This is a genomic window from Nitratireductor sp. ATLC21 (assembly GCF_057196525.1).
In genome coordinates, this window is record NZ_JBXUOU010000001.1 from 61,513 (window position 1) to 82,160 (window position 20,648).

The window sequence follows — 20,648 nt, forward strand, 5'->3', positions numbered from 1 at the left end:
AACTCAGGGTTACACAATTAAGATTTGTATTTCAATGTTCACGTTGAGAGCGTTGGTTTCGTGGGCTTTCTCCCTTGCTCGCTGGGTCGGGAATATCACCTTGAGATTGTAAAATGCGGATTTCAGTCTCTCAAAAGCAAATTCGATTTAGCGCGAAGAAGACATCACTCTCAAAAAGCAGAGGTTGCAAAAAAAATTCGAAAAGTTTTGTAACTGTCAGAGTAATTCCTGAAATGGTTGCAAAAAACACCACGAAAATCGAAGGATTGAAGGGTGACGTCGCGTCAGTCAGAGCATTTTCAATGCTGGCGCCAGGTTTCCGCGCGGCATGATCAGAATGGAATTGAGACCGAGCCAAAAAGCGAACCGCTCAAGCTCCTTGTGCAGGGCTTCTGCTGTGTGAGCGGGTGCATCGGGCTCCGCGTGGCTCGACTGAACGATCAGAACCCGTTTTGACCGTTCCGCCTTGAGGTCTACGCGAGCAACAATACGATCACCGAGCAGAAAGGGCAGAACGTAATATCCGTGCTCACGCTTATGAGCGGGAGTATAAATCTCGATCCGATAGCGAAATCCGAAGATACGTTCGGCCCGGGCGCGTTCCCATACAATCGGATCGAACGGAGCGAGCAGAGCGGCCCTGTCGATGCGTCTTGGCAGCTGTGCGTCCTCGTGAAGATATGCGGTATGACGCCAGCCGCGGATCTCTACGGGATGCAAGATGCGATCCTCGACAAGTTCGGCGACACGGGCCTTCGATACATCGGGCTTTAATCGAAAATAGTCCCTGATATCCGGCTCACTGGCAACACCGAGGGCGCGCGCTGCGATGTTGACCAGAGCGCGCTGTGCGTCCTCTTCTCGCGGGGTGGGAGAAGCGATGATATCGCGTGGCAACACGCGCTCGGGCAGGTCGTATAGCCGCTCAAAGCTTGGGCGGCGGGAATGGGTGGTGATGCGCCCGCACCAGAAAAGCCATTCGAGCGCTTTCTTTGTTTCACTCCAGCCCCACCAGCCGCCGTTTCCACTTTCCCCCTCGAAATCCGACGCAGCCATCGGCCCCCGGCTCTCGACCTCTTTGTACAGGCGTTCGACAAGGTTTCGCTTTTCGCGAGCGAAATGGACGAGCCCTTTGTAGACGCCTTCACCGTCTCGCGCGCGCTCCATTCGCCAGCGCAGAAGGGGCTGCAGTTCCACCGGCAGAAGGGAGGCCTCATGCGCCCAGTACTCAAACAGCATGCGCGGCTTTTTCGCCTGGGCGCGCTCCAGGAGCTCCACTGGATAGGGGCCAAGTCGGGCATAGAGCGGCATGAGATGCGCGCGAGCGACTACGTTGACTGAGTCGATCTGCAACAAACCGGTGCGGGCCAGCGTTCGCTTGATGTGCTGTCGCGTGACAGGGCCTTGGGGCAGCGGAGCGGAAAATCCCTGGGCGCCAAGGGCAATTCGCCGCACCTCAGCCGGTGTGAGTCGCTCTCTTCGCATGGGCCTGCGTTCATCCCGCTCATTCGATTCATAAAAGACCTAGCCAGTCGATCGGGCATATGCCACCCGATTGTTCCAAAACAGCGCAGTCTCCTGACATGAAGGCGAGGATGCTTTACACGCGTTTTTTGTGCGTTATCTCCGCTGTTGCGGCACACGCGCAGGGGCGCGTTTTGTGAACAAAGGCGGATATGCGTGCGACAATGCCGCAATCTGGCCAAGGTTTGACTTGCGTCGCCAAGCGCCCTGCGCTAACCCTCGCCGCGTTGCAACATGAGCCTAGCCTTGCTGCCTTGGCCGTAGGCGCAAAAACCCGGTCACGGGCCTTGATACGCAGCCTCGCCCGCGGCGGGCAACGGAAAGTCGGACCATGAATGAGCTTCTGAGTTCATACCTACCTATCGTTATTTTCATCGGCGTCGCGCTCGTCGTCGCGCTTGCGCTGGTGGTTGCGCCATTCCTGGTGGCCTATCGCAATCCGGATCCGGAGAAGCTCTCCGCATATGAATGCGGCTTCAACGCATTCGACGATGCGCGCATGAAGTTCGATGTGCGTTTCTATCTGGTGGCAATCCTGTTCATCATCTTCGACCTGGAAGTGGCTTTTCTCTTCCCGTGGGCGGTGGCGTTCGGAGATATCGGCTGGCTCGGCTTCTGGTCTATGATGGTGTTCCTCGGGGTTCTGACCATCGGCTTCATCTATGAATGGAAGAAGGGAGCGCTGGAATGGGACTGAACAACGGCACGCTCGTAGCGCCCCAGCCCAAGGGTTTGATTGATCCGAACACCGGCAACCCGATCGGTTCGGACGATCCGTTCTACACGGGCATCAACAACGAACTTTCCGACAAGGGCTTTCTTGTCACGTCTTCGGAAGCGCTGATCACCTGGGCGCGCACCGGCTCGCTCATGTGGATGACCTTCGGCCTGGCCTGCTGCGCTGTCGAGATGATGCACATCTCCATGCCGCGCTACGATGCAGAGCGTTTCGGCATCGCGCCGCGCGCGTCACCGCGCCAGTCTGATGTGATGATTGTTGCCGGCACGCTGACCAACAAGATGGCGCCCGCGCTGCGCAAGGTCTATGACCAGATGCCCGAGCCGCGTTACGTCATCTCCATGGGCTCCTGCGCCAATGGCGGCGGCTATTATCACTATTCCTATTCGGTGGTGCGCGGCTGCGATCGCGTCGTGCCCGTCGATATCTATGTGCCTGGCTGCCCGCCCACGGCGGAAGCGTTGCTTTACGGTATTCTTCTTCTGCAGAAGAAGATCCGTCGCACTGGCACGATCGAACGTTAGAGGCGGATATGAGCGAAGCGCTGAAGGACCTGGCGGCATACGTCACGGAAAAGCTCGACGCGCAGATCCAGGATGCGGTCGTCGCCTATGGCGAACTGACCTTCCTGGTCGAGCCGGGCGACATCGTCGATGTGCTCAATTTTCTGAAGAACGACGTCCAGTGTCAGTTCTTCGCATTCGTCGACATTTCGGGAGCGGACTACCCCTCGCGCCAGAAGCGTTTCGAGGTGGTCTACCATCTCCTTTCGCCGCGCCAGAACCAGCGCGTCCGCGTGAAGCTTTCGACGGATGAGGACACGCCGGTGCCTTCGGCCATCGAAGTGTTTCCCGCGGCCAATTGGTTCGAGCGCGAAATCTATGACATGTACGGTGTTCTCTTCACCGGGCATCCGGACCTGCGGCGCATCCTCACCGACTACGGTTTCGAGGGCCACCCGCTGCGCAAGGATTTCCCGCTGACCGGCTTTGTCGAGGTGCGTTACGACGACAATCTGAAGCGTGTCGTCTATGAGCCCGTCGAGCTGCGACAGGAATTCCGCAATTTCGATTTCCTTTCGCCATGGGAGGGGACGGATTACGTTCTGCCCGGCGATGAAAAGGCGAAAGAGTGAATGGTGAATAGTGAATAGTGAATAGTGAATGGATGACGCGACACCAGAACGGCCTGCAATTCACGATTATCGTGATCTGAACGTCTGGAAGGATTCGATGGAATTGGCAGCAGACATCTATGCAATGACACGCGCTTTTCCGCGTGAGGAGATGTTTGGGATGACTTCCCAGATGCGCCGTTCTGCATCTTCGATTCCGGCCAACATTGCAGAGGGTTTTGGTCGCGCGCAACGCAAGGTGTTTGTGCAATACCTACGAATGGCTCAGGGCTCGCTAAAGGAGCTTGAAACGCACACAATACTCGCGGCGCGTGTTGGTTTGCTCGCCGATCATCAGTTGCGTTCGCTTGAACCCCGTTATGAGAAACTTGGAAAAATGCTGGTGTCATTCGTGAGATCACTACAGCGCGCAAAGGGTGAAGCATGACCATTCACCATTCACCATTCACCATTCACGCGGCGGTGGCCGTCGATGGAGCGCGTCATGACTGAACACTCCGTCCGCAACTTCAACATCAACTTCGGCCCGCAGCATCCGGCGGCGCACGGCGTTCTGCGCCTTGTGCTAGAGCTCGACGGCGAGGTGGTCGAGCGTGTCGATCCGCATATCGGGCTTCTCCACCGCGGCACCGAAAAGCTGATCGAGCACAAGACCTATCTGCAGGCCGTGCCTTATTTCGACCGGCTCGACTATGTCGCGCCGATGAACCAGGAACACGCTTTCGCGCTGGCCGTCGAGCGGCTGATCGGTATTGACGTGCCGATCCGCGGGCAGCTCATCCGCGTGCTCTTTTCCGAGATCGGCCGCATCCTCAACCACCTGCTCAACATCACCACGCAGGCGATGGACGTGGGTGCGCTCACCCCGCCGCTGTGGGGCTTTGAAGAGCGCGAAAAGCTGATGGTGTTTTATGAGCGGGCCTGCGGCGCGCGCATGCACGCGGCCTATTTCCGCCCCGGCGGCGTTCATCAGGACATTCCCGATCAGCTCGTCGAGGACATCGGCAACTGGATCGAGCCGTTCCACAAGACGGTGGACGATCTCGACAATCTTTTGACCGGCAACCGCATCTTCAAGCAGCGCAATGTCGATATCGGCGTCGTGACGCTGGAAGATGCATGGGCCTGGGGCTTCTCGGGCGTCATGGTGCGCGGTTCGGGTGCGGCATGGGATCTGCGCAAGAGCCAGCCCTATGAATGCTACCCGGAGATGGATTTCGACATCCCGGTCGGCAAGAATGGCGACTGCTATGATCGCTATCTCATCCGTATGGAAGAGATGCGCCAGTCGGCGAAGATCATGCGCCAGTGCGTTGATCGGCTGCTTGGCAAGGAGCGTGTCGGCCCGGTCTCCAACACCGACGGCAAGATCGTCCCGCCCAAGCGCGGCGAGATGAAGCGGTCGATGGAAGCGCTGATCCACCACTTCAAACTCTACACCGAAGGCTACCACGTGCCCGAAGGCGAGGTTTATGCCTGCGTGGAAGCGCCCAAGGGCGAGTTCGGCGTCTATCTCGTCTCCGACGGGACCAACAAGCCCTATCGCTGCAAGCTGCGCGCGCCGGGCTTTGCTCATCTCCAGGCAATGGATTTCCTGTGCCGCGGCCATCTTCTGGCCGACGTCGCCGCCGTGCTTGGCTCCCTCGACATCGTGTTTGGTGAGGTAGACAGATAAATGTCAGTCCGCCGTCTCGCAGACGAAGCCGTCCAGCCGCAGAGCTTCGCTTTTTCCCGTGCCATGAACGGGGAGGTGAAGCGCTGGCTGGGCAAATATCCGAAGGACCGCAAACAGTCGGCGGTAATCCCGCTTCTGATGCTCGCGCAGGAGCAGGAAGGCTGGGTCACGCGCGCAGCCATCGAGCATGTGGCAGACATGCTGGACATGCCGCTGATCCGCGTGCTCGAAGTGGCCACCTTCTATACCCAGTTCCAGCTTGCACCCGTTGGCACCCGCGCCCACATTCAGGTCTGCGGCACCACGCCCTGCATGCTGCGCGGTTCCGGCGAACTGATCGAACTTTGCAAGAAGAAGATCAATCCCGAACCCTTCCACCCCAATGCCGACGGCACGCTGTCGTGGGAAGAGGTGGAGTGTCAGGGTGCCTGTGTGAACGCGCCGATGGTCATGATCTTCAAGGACACCTATGAAGATCTGACGCCTGAGCGTCTGGAAGAAATCATCGATGCATTCGAGGCAGGCAAGGGCGACACGATCAAGCCCGGTCCGCAGATCGACCGCATCTATTCGGCTCCTGCCAGTGGCCTCACGGCGCTGACCGACGAAAAGGCCGTCACCGGCAAGACGAAGGGCAAGCCCGGCAGCCGGAGGAAGGCGACCGCAGGCACCGAGGTGCCGCCGTCACGCGCGGCCAAGCCCGACACGTCTGCCACCGAAACCGATCCGGCAATCAAGTCGCCGTCCCCGGTCAAGGCGGACAATGGCAAGACATCGGCAGCCGCCGCTGTTTCTGCCAAGGCTGCTCCGAAGAGGAAGCCTGGCACCTCGCCCAAAACCGCCACCGCACCCAAAGCATCTGGGGCCGCAAAAACAGCAAAACCGGCCAAGCCTGCGCTTGAGGACAAGAACCGTCCGGCCGGCATCGAGCGTCCGGCAGAGCCCGACGACCTCAAGATGATTTCCGGCGTCGGCCCGAAGATCGAAGGCATTCTGCACGATCTGGGCATTTTCACCTTCGAGCAGGTTTCGAAGTGGAAAAAGGCCGAGCGCGAATGGGTCGACGGCTATCTGAGTTTTCATGGCCGCATCGAGCGCGAGGACTGGGTCAAACAGGCCAAGGCGCTCGCCAAGGGCGGCGAAGCCGAATACATCAGGGTCTTCGGCAAGAAGCCGAGGTGAGGGACTGAGCCATGCTCCAGGATAAAGACCGCATCTTCACCAATATTTACGGCCAGTTCGACCGTTCCCTGAAGGGCGCGCAGTCGCGCGGCCTGTGGGACAACACCAAGGGGCTGATCGACAAGGGCCGCGACTGGATCATCAATGAGATGAAGGCGTCGGGCCTGCGCGGGCGCGGTGGCGCCGGCTTCCCGACCGGTCTCAAATGGTCGTTCATGCCGAAAGAGCCGGGCGACCGTCCGCATTACCTCGTCGTCAATGCCGACGAATCGGAGCCTGGCACCTGCAAGGACCGCGACATCATGCGTCACGACCCGCACACGCTGGTCGAGGGATGCCTGATCGCCGGCTTCGCCATGGGCGCCCACACCGCATACATCTATGTGCGCGGCGAGTTCATCCGTGAGCGCGAGGCGCTCGAGCGTGCCATTGCCGAGTGTTACGAAGCGGGCCTGCTTGGCAAGAACAACAAATGCGGCTGGGACATGGACGTTTACGTCCATCACGGCGCCGGCGCTTATATCTGCGGTGAGGAAACGGCACTTCTCGAAAGCCTTGAAGGCAAGAAGGGCCAGCCGCGCCTCAAGCCGCCATTCCCTGCGAATGTCGGCCTCTATGGCTGCCCGACGACCGTGAACAACGTCGAATCCATCGCCGTTGCACCGACCATTCTGCGTCGCGGTGCATCGTGGTTCTCGTCCTTCGGGCGCGAGAACAACAAGGGCACGAAGCTCTTCTGCATTTCCGGACACGTGGAAAATCCGTGCACGGTGGAAGAGGAAATGTCGATCCCGTTCCGCGAGCTGATCGAGCGCCATTGCGGCGGCATTCGCGGCGGCTGGGACAATCTTTTGGCGGTCATTCCGGGCGGCTCTTCGGTGCCATTGGTGCCGGCAAGTGAGATCATCGATACGCCGATGGACTTCGACAGCCTGCGCGAACTGAAGTCCGGTCTCGGCACCGCCGCCGTGATCGTGATGGACAAGTCCACCGACATTGTGAAGGCGATTGCGCGGCTCTCCTATTTCTACAAGCACGAGAGCTGCGGCCAGTGCACGCCGTGCCGCGAGGGCACCGGCTGGATGTGGCGCGTGATGGAGCGTCTCGTCGTAGGCCAGGCCCAGAAACACGAAATCGACATGCTGCTCGACGTGACGAAGCAGGTGGAAGGACACACGATCTGCGCCCTTGGCGATGCGGCTGCATGGCCCATCCAGGGCCTCGTGCGTCATTTCCGCCCGGAGATCGAGCGGCGCATCGACGAGTTCACCCGCAACGCGCATCAGGCCCGGCCGGCGCTGGTGGCGGCGGAATAAAAGTGAAGGTTTGCTCCGTAAGGGGCGAGAGGTAAGCGGACAGCGACCATGGCAAAATTGAAAGTCGACGGCACGGAGATCGAGGTACCCGATCACTACACGCTGCTGCAGGCCGCCGAGGAGGCGGGCGCGGAGGTGCCGCGCTTCTGTTTCCATGAGCGTCTGTCGATCGCAGGCAATTGCCGCATGTGTCTGGTGGAAGTGAAGGGAGGGCCGCCCAAGCCTGCCGCCTCCTGCGCCATGGGCGTGCGCGATCTGCGCCCCGGCCCCAATGGCGAGGCGCCCGAAATCTTCACCAACACGCCGATGGTCAAGAAGGCCCGCGAAGGCGTGATGGAGTTCCTGCTCATCAACCACCCGCTCGATTGCCCGATCTGCGATCAGGGCGGCGAATGCGACCTGCAGGATCAGGCGATGGCCTTCGGCGTGGATTCGTCCCGCTACAGGGAAAACAAGCGCGCCGTCGAAGACAAATATATCGGCCCGCTCGTCAAGACGATCATGACGCGCTGTATCCACTGCACGCGCTGCGTCCGTTTCACCACCGAGGTGGCGGGTATTTCCGAGCTTGGTCTGATCGGCCGCGGCGAGGATGCCGAGATCACCACCTATCTCGAAGAGGCGATGACGTCCGAGCTTCAGGGCAATGTGATCGACTTGTGCCCGGTGGGCGCGCTCACCTCGCGCCCCTATGCGTTCCAGGCGCGTCCGTGGGAGCTCAGCAAGACCCAGTCCATCGACGTGATGGATGCGGTCGGTTCGGCCATCCGTGTTGACACGCGTGGCCGCGAGGTCATGCGCATCCTGCCGCGCATCAACGAGGCGGTGAACGAGGAATGGATTTCCGACAAATCCCGCTTCGTCTGGGATGGCCTTAGAACCCAGCGTCTCGACCGCCCTTATGTGCGCAAGGGCAAGCGGCTTCAGCCGGCCACCTGGCCCGAGGCGTTCGATGCCATCGCCAAGGCCGTATCGAAGGCCCAGCCGGAAAAGATCGGCGCCATCGCCGGCGATCTGGCCGCCGTCGAGGAAATGTATGCGCTGAAATCGCTGATGCAGTCGCTTGGTTCGGCGAATTATGATTGTCGTCAGGACGGGGCGGCACTCGACCCGGCGCTTGGTCGTGCGAGCTACATTTTCAACCCGACCATCGAGGGCATCGAGGACGCCGATGCGCTTTTGATCATCGGCGCCAATCCGCGCTTCGAGGCGTCGGTTCTCAACGCCCGCATCCGCAAGCGCTGGCGCATGGGCGATTTCCCCATTGGCGTCATCGGCGAGATGGGTGACCTGCGGTATGATTACGACATGCTCGGTGCCGGGGCCGAAACGCTCAAGGAACTGGCCGAAGGCAAGGGCAAGTTCGCTTCGGTCCTCAAGAAGGCCAAGCGGCCGATGATCATCGTGGGGCAGGGGGCTCTGGCCCGCTCCGACGGTGCGGCGATCCTCGGTCTCGCGGCAAAGCTTGCTGGATCGGTCAAGGCAGTGTCTGCCGAGTGGAACGGTTTTGCCGTGCTGCATACGGCGGCGTCCCGCGTCGGCGGTCTCGATCTCGGCTTCGTGCCCGGTAAAGATGGCAAGGACGTGAAGGGCATGATGGGCGCGATGGACGTGCTCTTCCTGCTCGGCGCCGACGAGATCGACATGAATGCGATCGGTGAGGCCTTCACCGTCTATATCGGCACCCATGGCGATGCCGGTGCACACCGCGCCGATGTCATCCTGCCGGCTGCGACCTATACGGAGAAGTCCGGCACCTATGTGAACACCGAGGGCCGGGTGCAGATGACCAACCGCGCCGGTTTCGCGCCGGGCGAGGCCAAGGAAGACTGGGCGATCCTGCGGGCATTGTCCGATGTGCTCGGCCACAAGCTTCCGTTCGATTCGCTGGCCGCCCTGCGCGCAGCCCTTTATGCCGAATTCCCGCATTTCGCGGCCATCGACACGGTTGCGCCAGCCGATGCGGGCGATGTCGAGAAACTCGCCAAGCTTGGCGGGCGGCTTACCAAGGCTCCCTTCACCTCGCCGGTGAAGGATTTCTATCTCACCAACCCGATCGCCCGTGCCTCGGCTGTGATGGCTGAATGTTCGGCGCTGGCGCGCGGCGACGTAAAACAGGCGGCCGAGTAGAGACGAATGGATACCTTCTTTTCAACCTACGTCCTTCCGGGGCTTCTGATCCTTCTGCAGTCGGTGGCGATGATCGTCATCCTCCTGATCTTCGTCGCCTATATTCTTTATGCCGACCGCAAGATCTGGGCTGCCGTGCAGCGTCGCCGTGGTCCCAACGTGGTCGGCCCGTGGGGCCTGTTCCAGGCGTTTGCCGACCTCTTCAAGTTCGTCTTCAAGGAACCGGTCATTCCGTCCGGCGCCAACAAGGGCGTGTTCCTTCTGGCACCGGTCGTTGCCTCGGTTCTGGCGATTGCCGCATGGGCCGTGATCCCGGTCAATGAAGGCTGGGCGATTGCCAATGTGAACATCGGCATTCTTTATGTGTTCGCCATCGCGTCGCTGGAAGTCTACGGCGTGATCATGGGCGGCTGGGCCTCCAACTCGAAATATCCATTCCTCGGCGCGCTGCGTTCTGCGGCACAGATGGTCTCCTATGAAGTCTCCATCGGCTTCGTGATCGTCACCGTCCTGCTCACGGTCGGCTCGCTCAACCTGACCGACATCGTGCTTGCGCAGGGTGATGGTCTAGGCACCATGCTTGGCCTGCCCAACACGTTCCTCGACTGGAACTGGCTGGCGCTGTTCCCCATGTTCATCGTGTTCTTCATCTCGGCGCTCGCCGAGACGAACCGTCCTCCCTTCGATCTGGTGGAGGCTGAATCCGAGCTCGTGGCCGGTCACATGATCGAGTATTCCTCGACGCCGTTCCTTCTCTTCTTCCTCGGCGAGTATGTGGCCATTGTCCTGATGTGCGCGCTCACCACCATCCTGTTCCTGGGTGGCTGGCTGCCGCCGCTCGACTTCGCGCCCTTCACCTGGGTGCCGGGTGTGATCTGGTTCGTGTTGAAGATGTGCATGGTCTTCTTCATGTTCGCGCTGGTGAAGGCGTTCGTGCCGCGCTACCGCTACGATCAGTTGATGCGCCTTGGCTGGAAAGTGTTCCTGCCGCTGTCGCTCTTCATGGTCGTTGCCACCGCGGCCTTCCTGAAATTCACGGGGATGGCATGACCATGACCTTTTTCATCCCTGAAAACCGCTTCGGAGAAAATCGATGAGTGCGCTTGCACAGGCAGCCAAATCGCTGCTTCTCAAAGAGTTCGTCGGGGCTGTCATCCTGTCCATGCGGCAGTTCTTTGCGCCGAAATACACGCTCAACTATCCGCATGAAAAAGGCCCGGTCAGCCCGCGCTTCCGTGGCGAGCATGCGCTGCGTCGCTATCCCAATGGCGAAGAGCGCTGCATTGCATGCAAGCTGTGCGAGGCGATCTGCCCGGCCCAGGCCATAACCATCGAGGCGGGGCCCCGCCGCAATGACGGCACGCGCCGCACGGTGCGGTACGACATCGACATGGTGAAGTGCATCTATTGTGGCTTCTGCCAGGAAGCCTGTCCGGTGGACGCCATCGTCGAGGGGCCGAATTTCGAATTCGCGACGGAAACGCGTGAGGAACTTTACTACGACAAGGACAAGCTGCTCGCCAATGGCGATCGCTGGGAGCGGGAACTGGCGCGCAACATCGCGCTGGATGCGCCATACCGGTGACGGTTTGACCTGTGGACGGGGGCAGGGCACCCGTCTAAACGAAGCATCGTGAATGCCCGGCGCGCCGGGTTTTTTGAAAAGCCATGGCGTTTGCCGTGGCAGGCTAGGTACCGAGGGAACCATGCTGACAGGACTTGAGGCGATTTTCTTTTATCTGTTCGCCTTTCTCACCGTGGCGGCGGCCTTCATGGTCATCGCGGCACGCAATCCCGTGCATTCGGTGCTCTTTCTGATCGTCGCGTTCTTCAACTCGGCCGGTCTCTTCCTTCTGACAGGCGCGGAGTTCCTCGCCTTCATCATGCTTGTCGTCTATGTGGGCGCGGTCGCTGTGCTCTTCCTGTTCGTCGTCATGATGCTGGATGTGGATTTCGCCGAACTGAAGCGCGGAGCACTGCAATATGCGCCGGTGGGTGCGCTGGTGGGGATCATCCTTGCCGCCGAGCTCGTCATTGTGCTCGGAGGCTATGCCTTCGCGCCTGAGCTTTCGGGCGAGGTTGCCCAGCCCACGCCGCCGATCGATGTGCGCCACAACACGGCAGCCCTCGGCGATATTCTCTACACGGATTACATCCATTTCTTCCAGATCGCCGGCATGGTGCTCCTGGTCGCCATGATCGGCGCCATCGTGCTGACGCTGCGCCACAAGGAAAACGTCAAGCGGCAGAACATCTCTGCCCAGGTGGCGCGCACGCCTGAAACGGCGATTGAAATCAAGAAAGTCGAAACGGGCGAGGGACTCTGATCATGCTGGAAATCGGCATCGCACATTATCTGACCGTCTCGGCCATCCTGTTCACGCTCGGCGTGTTCGGCATCTTCCTGAACCGGAAGAACGTCATCATCATCCTGATGTCGGTCGAACTTATCCTGCTTGCGGTCAACTTGAACTTCGTCGCCTTCTCCTCGGTTCTGGGAGATCTCGTCGGACAGGTTTTCGCGCTATTCGTTCTCACCGTCGCGGCGGCGGAAGCTGCGATCGGTCTTGCCATTCTCGTCGTCTTCTTCCGCAATCGCGGCACCATCGCCGTCGAAGACATCAACATGATGAAGGGCTGAGCATACGGCCATGTATCAAGCGATCGTATTTCTCCCGCTTATCGGCTTTCTGATTGCCGGGCTGTTCGGCCGCTCCATCGGCGCGAAGGGGTCCGAGCTGATCACCAGCGGCCTGATGGTCATTGTCGCGCTTCTGTCCTGGGTGGCTTTCTTTTCGGTCGCCATGGGCAGTGGCGAGGCATTCACCGTGCCGCTCCTTTCCTTCATCACCTCGGGCAATCTGGATGTGTCCTGGGCGATCCGCGTCGACACGCTGACTGTTGTCATGCTGATCGTGGTGAACACGGTCTCGGCGCTGGTTCACATCTATTCGATCGGCTACATGCACCACGATCCGCATCGGCCGCGCTTCTTCGCCTATCTGTCGCTCTTCACCTTCGCCATGCTCATGCTGGTGACGTCGGACAACCTGGTCCAGATGTTCTTCGGCTGGGAAGGCGTGGGTCTGGCCTCCTATCTCCTGATCGGCTTCTGGTTCAAGAAGCCCTCGGCCAATGCCGCGGCCATGAAGGCCTTCATCGTCAACCGTGTCGGTGACTTCGGATTCCTGCTCGGTATTTTCGGCGTCTACATGCTGTTCGGTTCGGTGAACTTCAGCACCATCTTCGCCAATGCGGCCACCTATCTGCCCGCTGAAGGCGCAGAGGCTGGAGAGCCGGTGCTGACCTTCCTCGGCTACGCGCTCGACAAGGGCGGCGCGCTGACGGCGATCTGCCTTCTTCTGTTCATGGGCGCCATGGGCAAGTCGGCGCAGGTGCCGCTGCACACATGGCTGCCCGACGCCATGGAAGGCCCGACCCCGGTCTCCGCGCTCATCCACGCCGCCACCATGGTGACGGCCGGTGTCTTCATGGTCGCGCGTCTGTCGCCGATCTTCGAACTGTCGCACACGGCTCTCACCGTCGTGACCTTTGTTGGCGCGTTCACGGCCTTCTTCGCCGCGACCGTCGGTCTGGTGCAGAACGACATCAAGCGCGTCATCGCCTATTCGACCTGTTCGCAGCTCGGCTACATGTTCGTCGCGCTTGGCACCGGCTTTTACAGCGCGGCCATCTTCCACCTGTTCACGCACGCCTTCTTCAAGGCACTCCTGTTCCTTGGGTCCGGTTCGGTCATCCATGCCGTTTCCGACGAGCAGGACATGCGCAAGATGGGCGGTCTCAGGAAGCTGATCCCGCAGACCTATTGGATGATGATCATCGGCACGATCGCGCTCACGGGCGTGGGCATCCCGTTGACGGTCATCGGCACGGCAGGGTTCTTCTCCAAGGATGCGATCATCGAAGGCGCATTTGCCGCTGAGAACTATTTCGCCGTGTTCTCCTTTATCCTGCTCACCGTGGCTGCCGTCTTCACGAGCTTCTATTCTTGGCGCCTTATCTTCATGACCTTCCATGGCAAGCCACGCGCTTCCGCCGATGTGATGCATCATGTGCATGAATCGCCGCTGGTTATGCTTGTGCCGCTGTTCATCCTGGCCGTGGGCGCACTCTTCGCCGGCGTTGCCTTCAAGGAGTTCTTCGTCGGCCATGAGTACGAGCACTTCTGGAAGGGCGCGCTCTTCACGCTGCCCGACAACCACATGCTGGAAGAGTTCCATCACGTGCCCGTCTGGGTGAAGCTTGCTCCGTTCGTTGCGATGCTTCTCGGCCTCTATGTCGCCTGGGTCTATTACATCCGGTCGCCAGAGCGTCCCAAGCGGCTTGCCCAGCAGTTCAGCGGGCTCTACGCCTTCCTGCTCAACAAGTGGTATTTCGACGAGCTCTATGACTTCCTGTTCGTCCGTCCGGCCAAGCGCCTCGGCCACTTCCTCTGGAAAAAGGGCGACGGAATGGTCATCGACGGTCTCGGCCCGGATGGCATTTCGGCCCGTGTGGTCGATGTCACCAACCGGATCGTCAAGCTGCAGAGCGGCTTTCTCTATCACTACGCCTTCGCCATGCTCATCGGCGTTGCGGCCCTCGTTACCTGGATGATGCTTGGAGGCACGTTCTAAGCCATGACCGACTGGCCAATTCTTTCCACGGTCACCTTCCTGCCGCTGGTGGGTGCGCTTCTCATCCTCCTGATCCGGGAGGACGGTGCCGGTGCGCGCCGCAACATTCGCAATGTCGCTCTTCTGACGACCGTCTTCACCTTCGTCCTGTCGCTCTTCATCTGGATCGGGTTCGATGCGTCGACGCCCGGTTTCCAGATGGTCGAAAAGCAGGAATGGCTGGGCTCCGGCATTTCCTATCACATGGGTGTCGACGGCATTTCCATGCTGTTCGTCATCCTGACGACCTTCCTCATGCCGCTATGCGTTTTGGCGAGCTGGGAGGCGGTGGAGCACCGCGTCAAGGAATACATGATCGCGTTCCTCATTCTGGAAACGCTCATGATCGGCGTGTTCTGCGCGCTCGATATCGTGCTCTTCTATGTCTTCTTCGAGGCGGGCCTCATTCCGATGTTCATCATCATCGGTGTCTGGGGCGGCAAGCGGCGCGTCTATGCGAGCTTCAAGTTCTTTCTCTACACGCTGCTCGGCTCCGTGTTGATGCTGCTCGCCATGATGGCGATGTACTGGCAGGCAGGAACGACGGATATCCCGACGCTTCTGACTCACGTCTTCCCCGAGGGCATGCAATACTGGCTATGGGTGGCCTTCTTCGCCTCCTTCGCGGTCAAGATGCCCATGTGGCCGGTCCACACCTGGCTGCCCGACGCGCACGTTGAAGCGCCTACGGCAGGCTCGGTCATCCTTGCGGGCATCCTGTTGAAGATGGGTGGCTATGGCTTCCTGCGCTTCTCGCTGCCCATGTTCCCGGTCGCCTCCATCGATCTTGCTCCTCTGGTCTTCACCCTTTCGGTGATCGCCATCATCTACACCTCGCTGGTGGCGCTGATGCAGGAGGACATCAAGAAGCTCATCGCCTATTCCTCGGTCGCCCATATGGGCTTCGTCACCATGGGCATTTTCGCCATCAACGAGCAGGGCGTGCAGGGCGCGATCTTCCAGATGCTCTCGCACGGCCTCGTCTCGGGCGCGCTCTTCCTGTGTGTCGGCGTCATCTATGACCGCATGCACACACGCGAGATCGCGGCCTATGGCGGCCTCGTCAACAACATGCCCAAATACGCCACCGTGTTCATGATCTTCACCATGGCGAATGTTGGCCTGCCGGGCACCAGCGGCTTCGTTGGCGAATTCCTGACACTTCTGTCGGTGTTCAAGGTCAACACCTGGGTCGCGCTTTTTGCCACCACCGGCGTCATCCTGTCGGCGGGTTATGCGCTCTGGCTCTATCGCCGGGTGATCTTCGGCTCGCTCACCAAGGAAAGCCTGAAGGGCATGCTCGACCTCTCCGCACGCGAGAAGCTCATTCTCTACCCGCTGGTGGTGCTGGTCATCTTCTTCGGTGTCTACCCGGCACCAATCCTCGATGCGACGGCGGTTTCGGTCGAAGCACTTGTGAACAATGTCTCCCTCTCGGCCGACATGGCACGGGAAGCGGCAACGGCTGCCGCGCAGTAAACGGATTGAAAGCGAATGACGCCTGATCTGACGATAAGCCTGATCCTTGCAACGCCGGAGCTGATCCTGGCGGTGGGCGCTATGGCGCTCCTGATGGTCGGTGTCTTTTCCGGCCCCCGTGCCAATTCCACCGTCACCGGCCTTGCGGTCGCGCTTCTGGTCGCCGTGATTGCGCTGATGGTGATCTTCCCGGCCGATGGCCGCGCCTTCGGCGGCGCCTTCGTAAGCGATGCGTTCGCCCGCTTCATGAAGATCCTGACGCTGGTCGGCTCCGTTGTGACGCTCGTCATGTCGGTCGGTTTTGCCAAGGCGGAGAAGTTCGACAAGTTCGAGTTCCCGGTTCTCATCATGCTGGCCACACTCGGCATGATGCTGATGATCTCGGCCAATGACATGATCGCGCTCTATCTCGGCCTCGAGCTGCAGTCGCTCGCACTCTACGTCGTTGCCGCCATCAACCGCGACAGCGCACGCTCTACCGAGGCGGGCCTGAAATATTTTGTTCTGGGCGCGCTCTCTTCGGGCATGATGCTTTACGGCATTTCGCTGGTCTACGGCTACACCGGCAACACCGGCTTCGACGTCATCGCTGCAACGCTCACGGGTGCGGAGCGTCAGCTCGGTCTCGTCTTCGGTCTCGTTTTCGTGCTTGCGGGGCTCGCCTTTAAGATTTCCGCTGTTCCCTTCCACATGTGGACGCCGGACGTTTACGAAGGCGCTCCCACCCCGGTCACCGCCTTCTTTGCGGCAGCGCCCAAAATGGCCGCCATGGCGCTTCTGGTGCGTGTCACCATGGGCGCGTTCGAGCCGATCGCCAGCGACTGGCAGCAGATCATCGTGTTCGTGGCGATTGCCTCCATGATCCTTGGCGCGTTTGCGGCTATTGGCCAGCGCAACATCAAGCGCCTCATGGCCTATTCCTCCATCGGTCATGTGGGTTATGCCCTTGTCGGGCTTGCCGCGAATTCCGAGGCCGGCGTCAAGGGCGTGGCGATCTACATGCTCATCTATCTGGCCATGACGCTCGGCACGTTTGCCGTCATCCTGGCCATGCGCCGCAATGACGCGAATGTCGAGCAGATCGACGATCTGGCGGGCCTCTCATCCACCAATCCGATGATGGCGACGATCATGACCATTCTCATGTTCTCGCTGGCAGGCATTCCGCCGCTCGCGGGCTTCTGGGGAAAATGGTATGTGTTCCTCGCGGCCATCGACGCCAAGCTCTATGCGCTTGCAGTGATCGGTGTGGTCAGCTCCGTGGTCGGCGCATTCTACTATCTGCGCGTTATCAAGATCATGTGGTTCGACGAATCGGCGGGCGGCTTCCAGCCCATGGCGGGTGAACTGCGCTTCGTCATGCTCCTGTCGGGCGCCTTTGTGCTGCTCTACGTTCTGATCGGTGGCCCCGTCGGGCGCTTTGCCGAGGCTGCCGCAAAGACCTTCTTCTAGGTCATGGCCTTTCGTCTGGCGCCGTCGGCGGAAACGGCCGGTTATCGGCTGGAAGCCCATGAGAGCGTCGGCTCCACCAATGCGCTGGCGCTCGATCATGCGCGCGCCGGCGATCCGGGCAATCTCTGGGTTGTCGCCTCCAGGCAGGAGAGTGGACGAGGGCGTCGCGGCCGTGAATGGGCGACACCGCCCGGCAATCTTGCCGCAACGCTTCTGAATGTCGGTCATTTCGAGCCGGCGACGGCGGCCACGCTCGGCTTTGTTGCCGGGCTCGCCCTCTCCGATGCGCTTCTGGCAGTGGTGCCGGAAAAGCGCATTGCGGTTGCCGCCGATGGCGGCGACATGCCGGGCGGGCGCTTTGCGCTCAAATGGCCGAACGACGTTCTGGCCGACGGGGCGAAACTTTCCGGCATTCTGCTGGAATCGACCATTCTTCCCGATGGCCGCTTTGCGATTGCGGTTGGTATCGGCGTCAATGTCGTCTCCCATCCGGACAACACACCTTACCCGGCAACCTCGCTCAGGGCTCTGGGGTTCGGCGGTGACGCAGGCGATCTCTTCCTTGCGCTTTCGGACGCCTGGGTCGATAACAGTCGCCTTTGGAATGGCGGGCGCGGGCTCGATGCCATTCGTAGCCGCTGGCTGAAGCGGGCGGCGGGGCTTGGCACTCAGGTGTCCATCCGTGTCGACGGCCGCGTGGCGCGCGGCACATTCGAGACCATCGACGAGGCCTGTCGCTTCGTCATCCGCGAAGCGGACGGTTCATTGTTGAGAATTGCAGCAGGCGACGTGCATTTCGGCGCGGTCGCCTCTGCGCAGGCAGATTAAGAGAAGGGGACCCATGGCGCGTTCCAGCACAAAAAAGCCGGCCAAGAGCGGCGATCTGAAGAATGCCGAGCTGGTTTTCTGCCCGCTTGGCGGTGTCGGCGAGATCGGCATGAATTTTGGCCTCTATGGGTTTGGGCCCGCCGGAAAGCGCGAATGGATCGTTGTCGATTGCGGCGTCACCTTTCCGGGGCCGGAGCTTCCAGGCGTCGATCTGGTTCTGCCCGACATCAGCTTTATCCGCGGTGAGGTCGACCGGCTGCGCGGGATCGTGATCACCCACGCCCATGAAGATCACTACGGCGCGGTGCTCGATCTCTGGCCGCTGCTCAAGGCCGATGTCTGGATGACACCTTTTGCCGCCGGTTTGCTCGACGCCAAGCGCCAGTCGGAATCCGGCGCACCCGATGTGCCGGTGAAGATCTTCAGGGCCGGCGAAACCTTCCAAATTGGTCCCTTCAGCATCGAGGCTGTTGCCGTCGCGCACTCCATACCCGAGCCGGTATCGCTCGCCATCACCACCCCGCTCGGCACGGTGGTGCACACGGGCGACTGGAAGATCGACCCGGCTCCCGCCATCGGTCCCAAGACCGACGAGGCACGTTTCCGCGCGATCGGCGATGAAGGCGTTCTGGCGCTGGTCTGCGATTCCACCAACGCCATGCGTGAAGGTGAATCGCCCACCGAACAGGCCGTTGGCGAAGGGCTGAAGGAAGTGATCGAGGCGGCATCGGGCCGTGTCGTCGTGACCACCTTCTCCTCCAATGTGGGCCGCATTCGCTCCATTGCGGAGGCCGCGCGCGATGCCGGCCGCCAGCTTCTTGTGCTTGGTCGCTCCATGAAACGCGTTATCGATGTGGCGACTGAGCTTGGCTATCTCGACGGCCTGCCGGAGTATCTGGACGAGGACGAATTCCAGCACGTCCCGCGCGACAAGGTCGTGGTGCTGTGCACCGGCAGCCAGGGCGAAAGCCGCGCCGCACTCGCCAAACTCGCCCGTGACGAGATGCGCAATGTAGCGCTGACGGCAGGCGACACGGTCGTCTATTCCTCGCGTCTCATTCCCGGCAACGAGAAGGCGGTTCTGGAAACCAAGAACCGTCTGATCGAGATGGGCATCGAGATCATCGAGGATGACGACGCGCTGGTTCATGTCTCCGGCCACCCCCGCCGCAGCGAATTGAAGCGGATGTATTCCTGGGTGAGGCCGCAGATCCTCGTGCCGGTGCATGGCGAGGCCGCTCATCTGGTGGCGCAGGGCTCGCTCGGCGCCATGGAAGGCATTCCAGAGGTCACGCAGGTGCGCAATGGCGACATGCTGCGCCTTGCCCCCGGACCGGCCGAGATCATCGGCGAGGTTCCGCATGGGCGTTTCTTCAAGGACGGCCGGCTTCTGGGGGACGATGAGGAGATTGGCATCCGCGATCGCCGCAAGCTCTCCTATGCCGGCCATGTCGTGCTCAACGTTGTGCTTGATGAGCGCTTCAATCTCGATGGCGACCCCGATATCGTCGCCATCGGAGTGGCCGAGCGTGATGCGCGGGGAGAGCTTCTCGAGGACATCATGCTGGACGCAGCATCCGGCGCCGTGCGCAGCATTCCGCGCAACCGCCGCAAGGATCTCGATCTGGTGTCGGAATCGGTCCGGCGTGCCGTGCGCAATGCGGCAAATGCAGCCTGGGGCAAAAAGCCCATTGTGACGGTTTTCGTCACGCAATAAGCAAGAGGGTGGGGGCTTATCCCCCTGTTGCAGGAGAGAAAAGGCCGATGCTCGGAAAGCTCAATCACGTGGCAATTGCCGTGCCTGATCTTGAAAAGGCGACGGCCCTTTATCGTGATGCGCTGGGAGCGAATGTCTCGGCCCCGCAGGCCTTGCCCGAACACGGTGTCACCGTGGTGTTTGTCGAGCTCGACAACACCAAGGTGGAACTTCTGGAACCGCTGGGAGAAGGTTCACCCATCGCGGGCTTTCTGGCAAAGAACCCCGACGGGGGTATGCATCATATCTGCTATGAGGTGGCCGACATCATCGCCGCGCGCGACCGGCTGAAAGCGGATGGCGCACGCATTCTTGGAGACGGACAGCCGAAGATCGGTGCCCATGGCAAGCCAGTCCTCTTCCTGCACCCCAAGGACTTTACTGGCACCCTTGTCGAACTCGAACAGGTCTGAGGTTCATCGATGGGCTGGGTTTCTCTTCTCGCCGTATTTTTCATCGTCTGGTGGACGGTGCTTTTCATTGCACTGCCGTTCGGTCTGCGCACGCAGGAGGAAGACGGTGAGGTGACGCTCGGCACCACCGAAAGCGCGCCGCGCGGGCCGCACATGCTGCGCGCCCTGGTTCGCACGACGATCATCGCGCTTCTGATCTGTGGATTGTTGATCCTGCTGACGCGTGGGCTCGGATACTCTTTCGACGATATTCCAAGGGTCGTGCCGAAATTCGACTGACGCTGGCTGCGAAAGTCTTATCCCGCCCGGCTAGGGGGATCCGTTTATCCAGAGAAGCAGGGGA

Annotated in this window: 20 protein-coding genes; 19 read left to right on the forward strand and 1 reads right to left on the reverse strand. The window is 60.5% G+C overall.

Annotation, left to right across the window (positions count from 1 at the left end; all coding sequences use genetic code 11):
• Positions 1–288 precede the first annotated feature (288 nt).
• Complete coding sequence (locus tag AC2CHD_RS00315; protein WP_484552185.1) at positions 289–1,485, reverse strand: winged helix-turn-helix domain-containing protein; 1,197 nt, start codon at positions 1,483–1,485, stop codon at positions 289–291.
• Between the two features lie 370 nt (positions 1,486–1,855).
• On the opposite strand from AC2CHD_RS00315, the gene AC2CHD_RS00320 reads away from it, so the two are divergent.
• The 19 genes from AC2CHD_RS00320 to AC2CHD_RS00410 all read left to right on the forward strand — a co-directional run bounded on the left by AC2CHD_RS00320 (position 1,856) and on the right by AC2CHD_RS00410 (position 20,584).
• Positions 1,856–2,221 carry an NADH-quinone oxidoreductase subunit A gene (locus AC2CHD_RS00320; protein WP_223004263.1) on the forward strand — a complete coding sequence of 122 codons (366 nt, stop codon included), beginning with the start codon at positions 1,856–1,858 and terminating at the stop codon, positions 2,219–2,221.
• Positions 2,212–2,787, forward strand: a complete 576-nt coding sequence (locus tag AC2CHD_RS00325) for a NuoB/complex I 20 kDa subunit family protein (protein WP_229447129.1) — start codon at positions 2,212–2,214, stop codon at positions 2,785–2,787. The genes AC2CHD_RS00320 and AC2CHD_RS00325 overlap by 10 nt, the downstream gene beginning before the upstream one ends.
• A gap of 8 nt (positions 2,788–2,795) precedes the next feature.
• Positions 2,796–3,398 carry an NADH-quinone oxidoreductase subunit C gene (locus AC2CHD_RS00330; RefSeq protein WP_065817673.1) on the forward strand — a complete coding sequence of 201 codons (603 nt, stop codon included), beginning with the start codon at positions 2,796–2,798 and terminating at the stop codon, positions 3,396–3,398.
• 28 nt (positions 3,399–3,426) lie between these two features.
• The gene (locus tag AC2CHD_RS00335) at positions 3,427–3,825 is read left to right on the forward strand and encodes a four helix bundle protein (protein ID WP_484552186.1); all 399 of its coding nucleotides are present in this window, start codon (positions 3,427–3,429) and stop codon (positions 3,823–3,825) included.
• Positions 3,826–3,882: 57 nt separating this feature from the next.
• Complete coding sequence (locus AC2CHD_RS00340; RefSeq protein WP_229447127.1) at positions 3,883–5,073, forward strand: NADH-quinone oxidoreductase subunit D; 1,191 nt, start codon at positions 3,883–3,885, stop codon at positions 5,071–5,073.
• Complete coding sequence (locus AC2CHD_RS00345; RefSeq protein ID WP_484552187.1) at positions 5,074–6,255, forward strand: NADH-quinone oxidoreductase subunit E; 1,182 nt, start codon at positions 5,074–5,076, stop codon at positions 6,253–6,255. It begins immediately after the preceding gene.
• A gap of 11 nt (positions 6,256–6,266) precedes the next feature.
• A complete protein-coding gene (gene nuoF / locus AC2CHD_RS00350; protein WP_223004259.1) occupies positions 6,267–7,571 on the forward strand; it encodes an NADH-quinone oxidoreductase subunit NuoF in 1,305 nt (434 codons plus the stop codon).
• A 48-nt stretch (positions 7,572–7,619) separates the two neighbouring features.
• Positions 7,620–9,701, forward strand: a complete 2,082-nt coding sequence (nuoG, locus tag AC2CHD_RS00355) for an NADH-quinone oxidoreductase subunit NuoG (RefSeq protein WP_484552188.1) — start codon at positions 7,620–7,622, stop codon at positions 9,699–9,701.
• Positions 9,702–9,707: 6 nt separating this feature from the next.
• Positions 9,708–10,751 (forward strand): NADH-quinone oxidoreductase subunit NuoH, encoded by a 1,044-nt coding sequence (gene nuoH / locus AC2CHD_RS00360; protein ID WP_065817667.1) that lies wholly within the window; start codon positions 9,708–9,710, stop codon positions 10,749–10,751.
• Positions 10,752–10,794: 43 nt separating this feature from the next.
• Positions 10,795–11,286, forward strand: coding sequence for an NADH-quinone oxidoreductase subunit NuoI (gene nuoI / locus AC2CHD_RS00365; RefSeq protein WP_065817666.1), 492 nt, complete (start codon positions 10,795–10,797; stop codon positions 11,284–11,286).
• A 121-nt stretch (positions 11,287–11,407) separates the two neighbouring features.
• Positions 11,408–12,028 (forward strand): NADH-quinone oxidoreductase subunit J, encoded by a 621-nt coding sequence (locus tag AC2CHD_RS00370; RefSeq protein WP_404933223.1) that lies wholly within the window; start codon positions 11,408–11,410, stop codon positions 12,026–12,028.
• A gap of 5 nt (positions 12,029–12,033) precedes the next feature.
• Positions 12,034–12,342: an NADH-quinone oxidoreductase subunit NuoK gene (gene nuoK, locus AC2CHD_RS00375; RefSeq protein ID WP_025030250.1), complete on the forward strand. Its 309-nt coding sequence runs from the start codon at positions 12,034–12,036 to the stop codon at positions 12,340–12,342.
• A 10-nt stretch (positions 12,343–12,352) separates the two neighbouring features.
• Positions 12,353–14,338 (forward strand): NADH-quinone oxidoreductase subunit L, encoded by a 1,986-nt coding sequence (gene nuoL / locus AC2CHD_RS00380; RefSeq protein ID WP_484552189.1) that lies wholly within the window; start codon positions 12,353–12,355, stop codon positions 14,336–14,338.
• A 3-nt stretch (positions 14,339–14,341) separates the two neighbouring features.
• Positions 14,342–15,856 carry an NADH-quinone oxidoreductase subunit M gene (locus AC2CHD_RS00385; protein ID WP_229447121.1) on the forward strand — a complete coding sequence of 505 codons (1,515 nt, stop codon included), beginning with the start codon at positions 14,342–14,344 and terminating at the stop codon, positions 15,854–15,856.
• 15 nt (positions 15,857–15,871) lie between these two features.
• Positions 15,872–17,308, forward strand: a complete 1,437-nt coding sequence (gene nuoN / locus AC2CHD_RS00390; RefSeq protein WP_007007892.1) for an NADH-quinone oxidoreductase subunit NuoN — start codon at positions 15,872–15,874, stop codon at positions 17,306–17,308.
• Between the two features lie 3 nt (positions 17,309–17,311).
• Entirely contained in the window at positions 17,312–18,136 is an 825-nt protein-coding gene (locus AC2CHD_RS00395; protein WP_484552190.1) for a biotin--[acetyl-CoA-carboxylase] ligase, read from the forward strand.
• 13 nt (positions 18,137–18,149) lie between these two features.
• Positions 18,150–19,853 (forward strand): ribonuclease J, encoded by a 1,704-nt coding sequence (locus AC2CHD_RS00400; protein WP_484552191.1) that lies wholly within the window; start codon positions 18,150–18,152, stop codon positions 19,851–19,853.
• A gap of 47 nt (positions 19,854–19,900) precedes the next feature.
• Complete coding sequence (gene mce, locus AC2CHD_RS00405) at positions 19,901–20,305, forward strand: methylmalonyl-CoA epimerase (RefSeq protein WP_484552192.1); 405 nt, start codon at positions 19,901–19,903, stop codon at positions 20,303–20,305.
• Between the two features lie 9 nt (positions 20,306–20,314).
• On the forward strand, positions 20,315–20,584 hold the full coding sequence (locus AC2CHD_RS00410; protein WP_229447117.1) for a DUF1467 family protein: 270 nt from the start codon (positions 20,315–20,317) through the stop codon (positions 20,582–20,584).
• Positions 20,585–20,648: the final 64 nt, after the last annotated feature.

Excerpts from the sequence above, each read along its gene's own strand:
- AC2CHD_RS00315 (WP_484552185.1), bottom strand. The coding sequence starts at position 1,485 with ATGCGAAGAGAGCGACTCACACCGGCTGAGGTGCGGCGAATTGCCCTT.
- AC2CHD_RS00320 (WP_223004263.1), top strand. The coding sequence starts at position 1,856 with ATGAATGAGCTTCTGAGTTCATACCTACCTATCGTTATTTTCATCGGC.
- AC2CHD_RS00325 (WP_229447129.1), top strand. The coding sequence starts at position 2,212 with ATGGGACTGAACAACGGCACGCTCGTAGCGCCCCAGCCCAAGGGTTTG.
- AC2CHD_RS00330 (WP_065817673.1), top strand. The coding sequence starts at position 2,796 with ATGAGCGAAGCGCTGAAGGACCTGGCGGCATACGTCACGGAAAAGCTC.
- AC2CHD_RS00335 (WP_484552186.1), top strand. The coding sequence starts at position 3,427 with ATGGATGACGCGACACCAGAACGGCCTGCAATTCACGATTATCGTGAT.
- AC2CHD_RS00340 (WP_229447127.1), top strand. The coding sequence starts at position 3,883 with ATGACTGAACACTCCGTCCGCAACTTCAACATCAACTTCGGCCCGCAG.
- AC2CHD_RS00345 (WP_484552187.1), top strand. The coding sequence starts at position 5,074 with ATGTCAGTCCGCCGTCTCGCAGACGAAGCCGTCCAGCCGCAGAGCTTC.
- nuoF (WP_223004259.1), top strand. The coding sequence starts at position 6,267 with ATGCTCCAGGATAAAGACCGCATCTTCACCAATATTTACGGCCAGTTC.
- nuoG (WP_484552188.1), top strand. The coding sequence starts at position 7,620 with ATGGCAAAATTGAAAGTCGACGGCACGGAGATCGAGGTACCCGATCAC.
- nuoH (WP_065817667.1), top strand. The coding sequence starts at position 9,708 with ATGGATACCTTCTTTTCAACCTACGTCCTTCCGGGGCTTCTGATCCTT.
- nuoI (WP_065817666.1), top strand. The coding sequence starts at position 10,795 with ATGAGTGCGCTTGCACAGGCAGCCAAATCGCTGCTTCTCAAAGAGTTC.
- AC2CHD_RS00370 (WP_404933223.1), top strand. The coding sequence starts at position 11,408 with ATGCTGACAGGACTTGAGGCGATTTTCTTTTATCTGTTCGCCTTTCTC.
- nuoL (WP_484552189.1), top strand. The coding sequence starts at position 12,353 with ATGTATCAAGCGATCGTATTTCTCCCGCTTATCGGCTTTCTGATTGCC.
- AC2CHD_RS00385 (WP_229447121.1), top strand. The coding sequence starts at position 14,342 with ATGACCGACTGGCCAATTCTTTCCACGGTCACCTTCCTGCCGCTGGTG.
- nuoN (WP_007007892.1), top strand. The coding sequence starts at position 15,872 with ATGACGCCTGATCTGACGATAAGCCTGATCCTTGCAACGCCGGAGCTG.
- AC2CHD_RS00395 (WP_484552190.1), top strand. The coding sequence starts at position 17,312 with ATGGCCTTTCGTCTGGCGCCGTCGGCGGAAACGGCCGGTTATCGGCTG.
- AC2CHD_RS00400 (WP_484552191.1), top strand. The coding sequence starts at position 18,150 with ATGGCGCGTTCCAGCACAAAAAAGCCGGCCAAGAGCGGCGATCTGAAG.
- mce (WP_484552192.1), top strand. The coding sequence starts at position 19,901 with ATGCTCGGAAAGCTCAATCACGTGGCAATTGCCGTGCCTGATCTTGAA.
- AC2CHD_RS00410 (WP_229447117.1), top strand. The coding sequence starts at position 20,315 with ATGGGCTGGGTTTCTCTTCTCGCCGTATTTTTCATCGTCTGGTGGACG.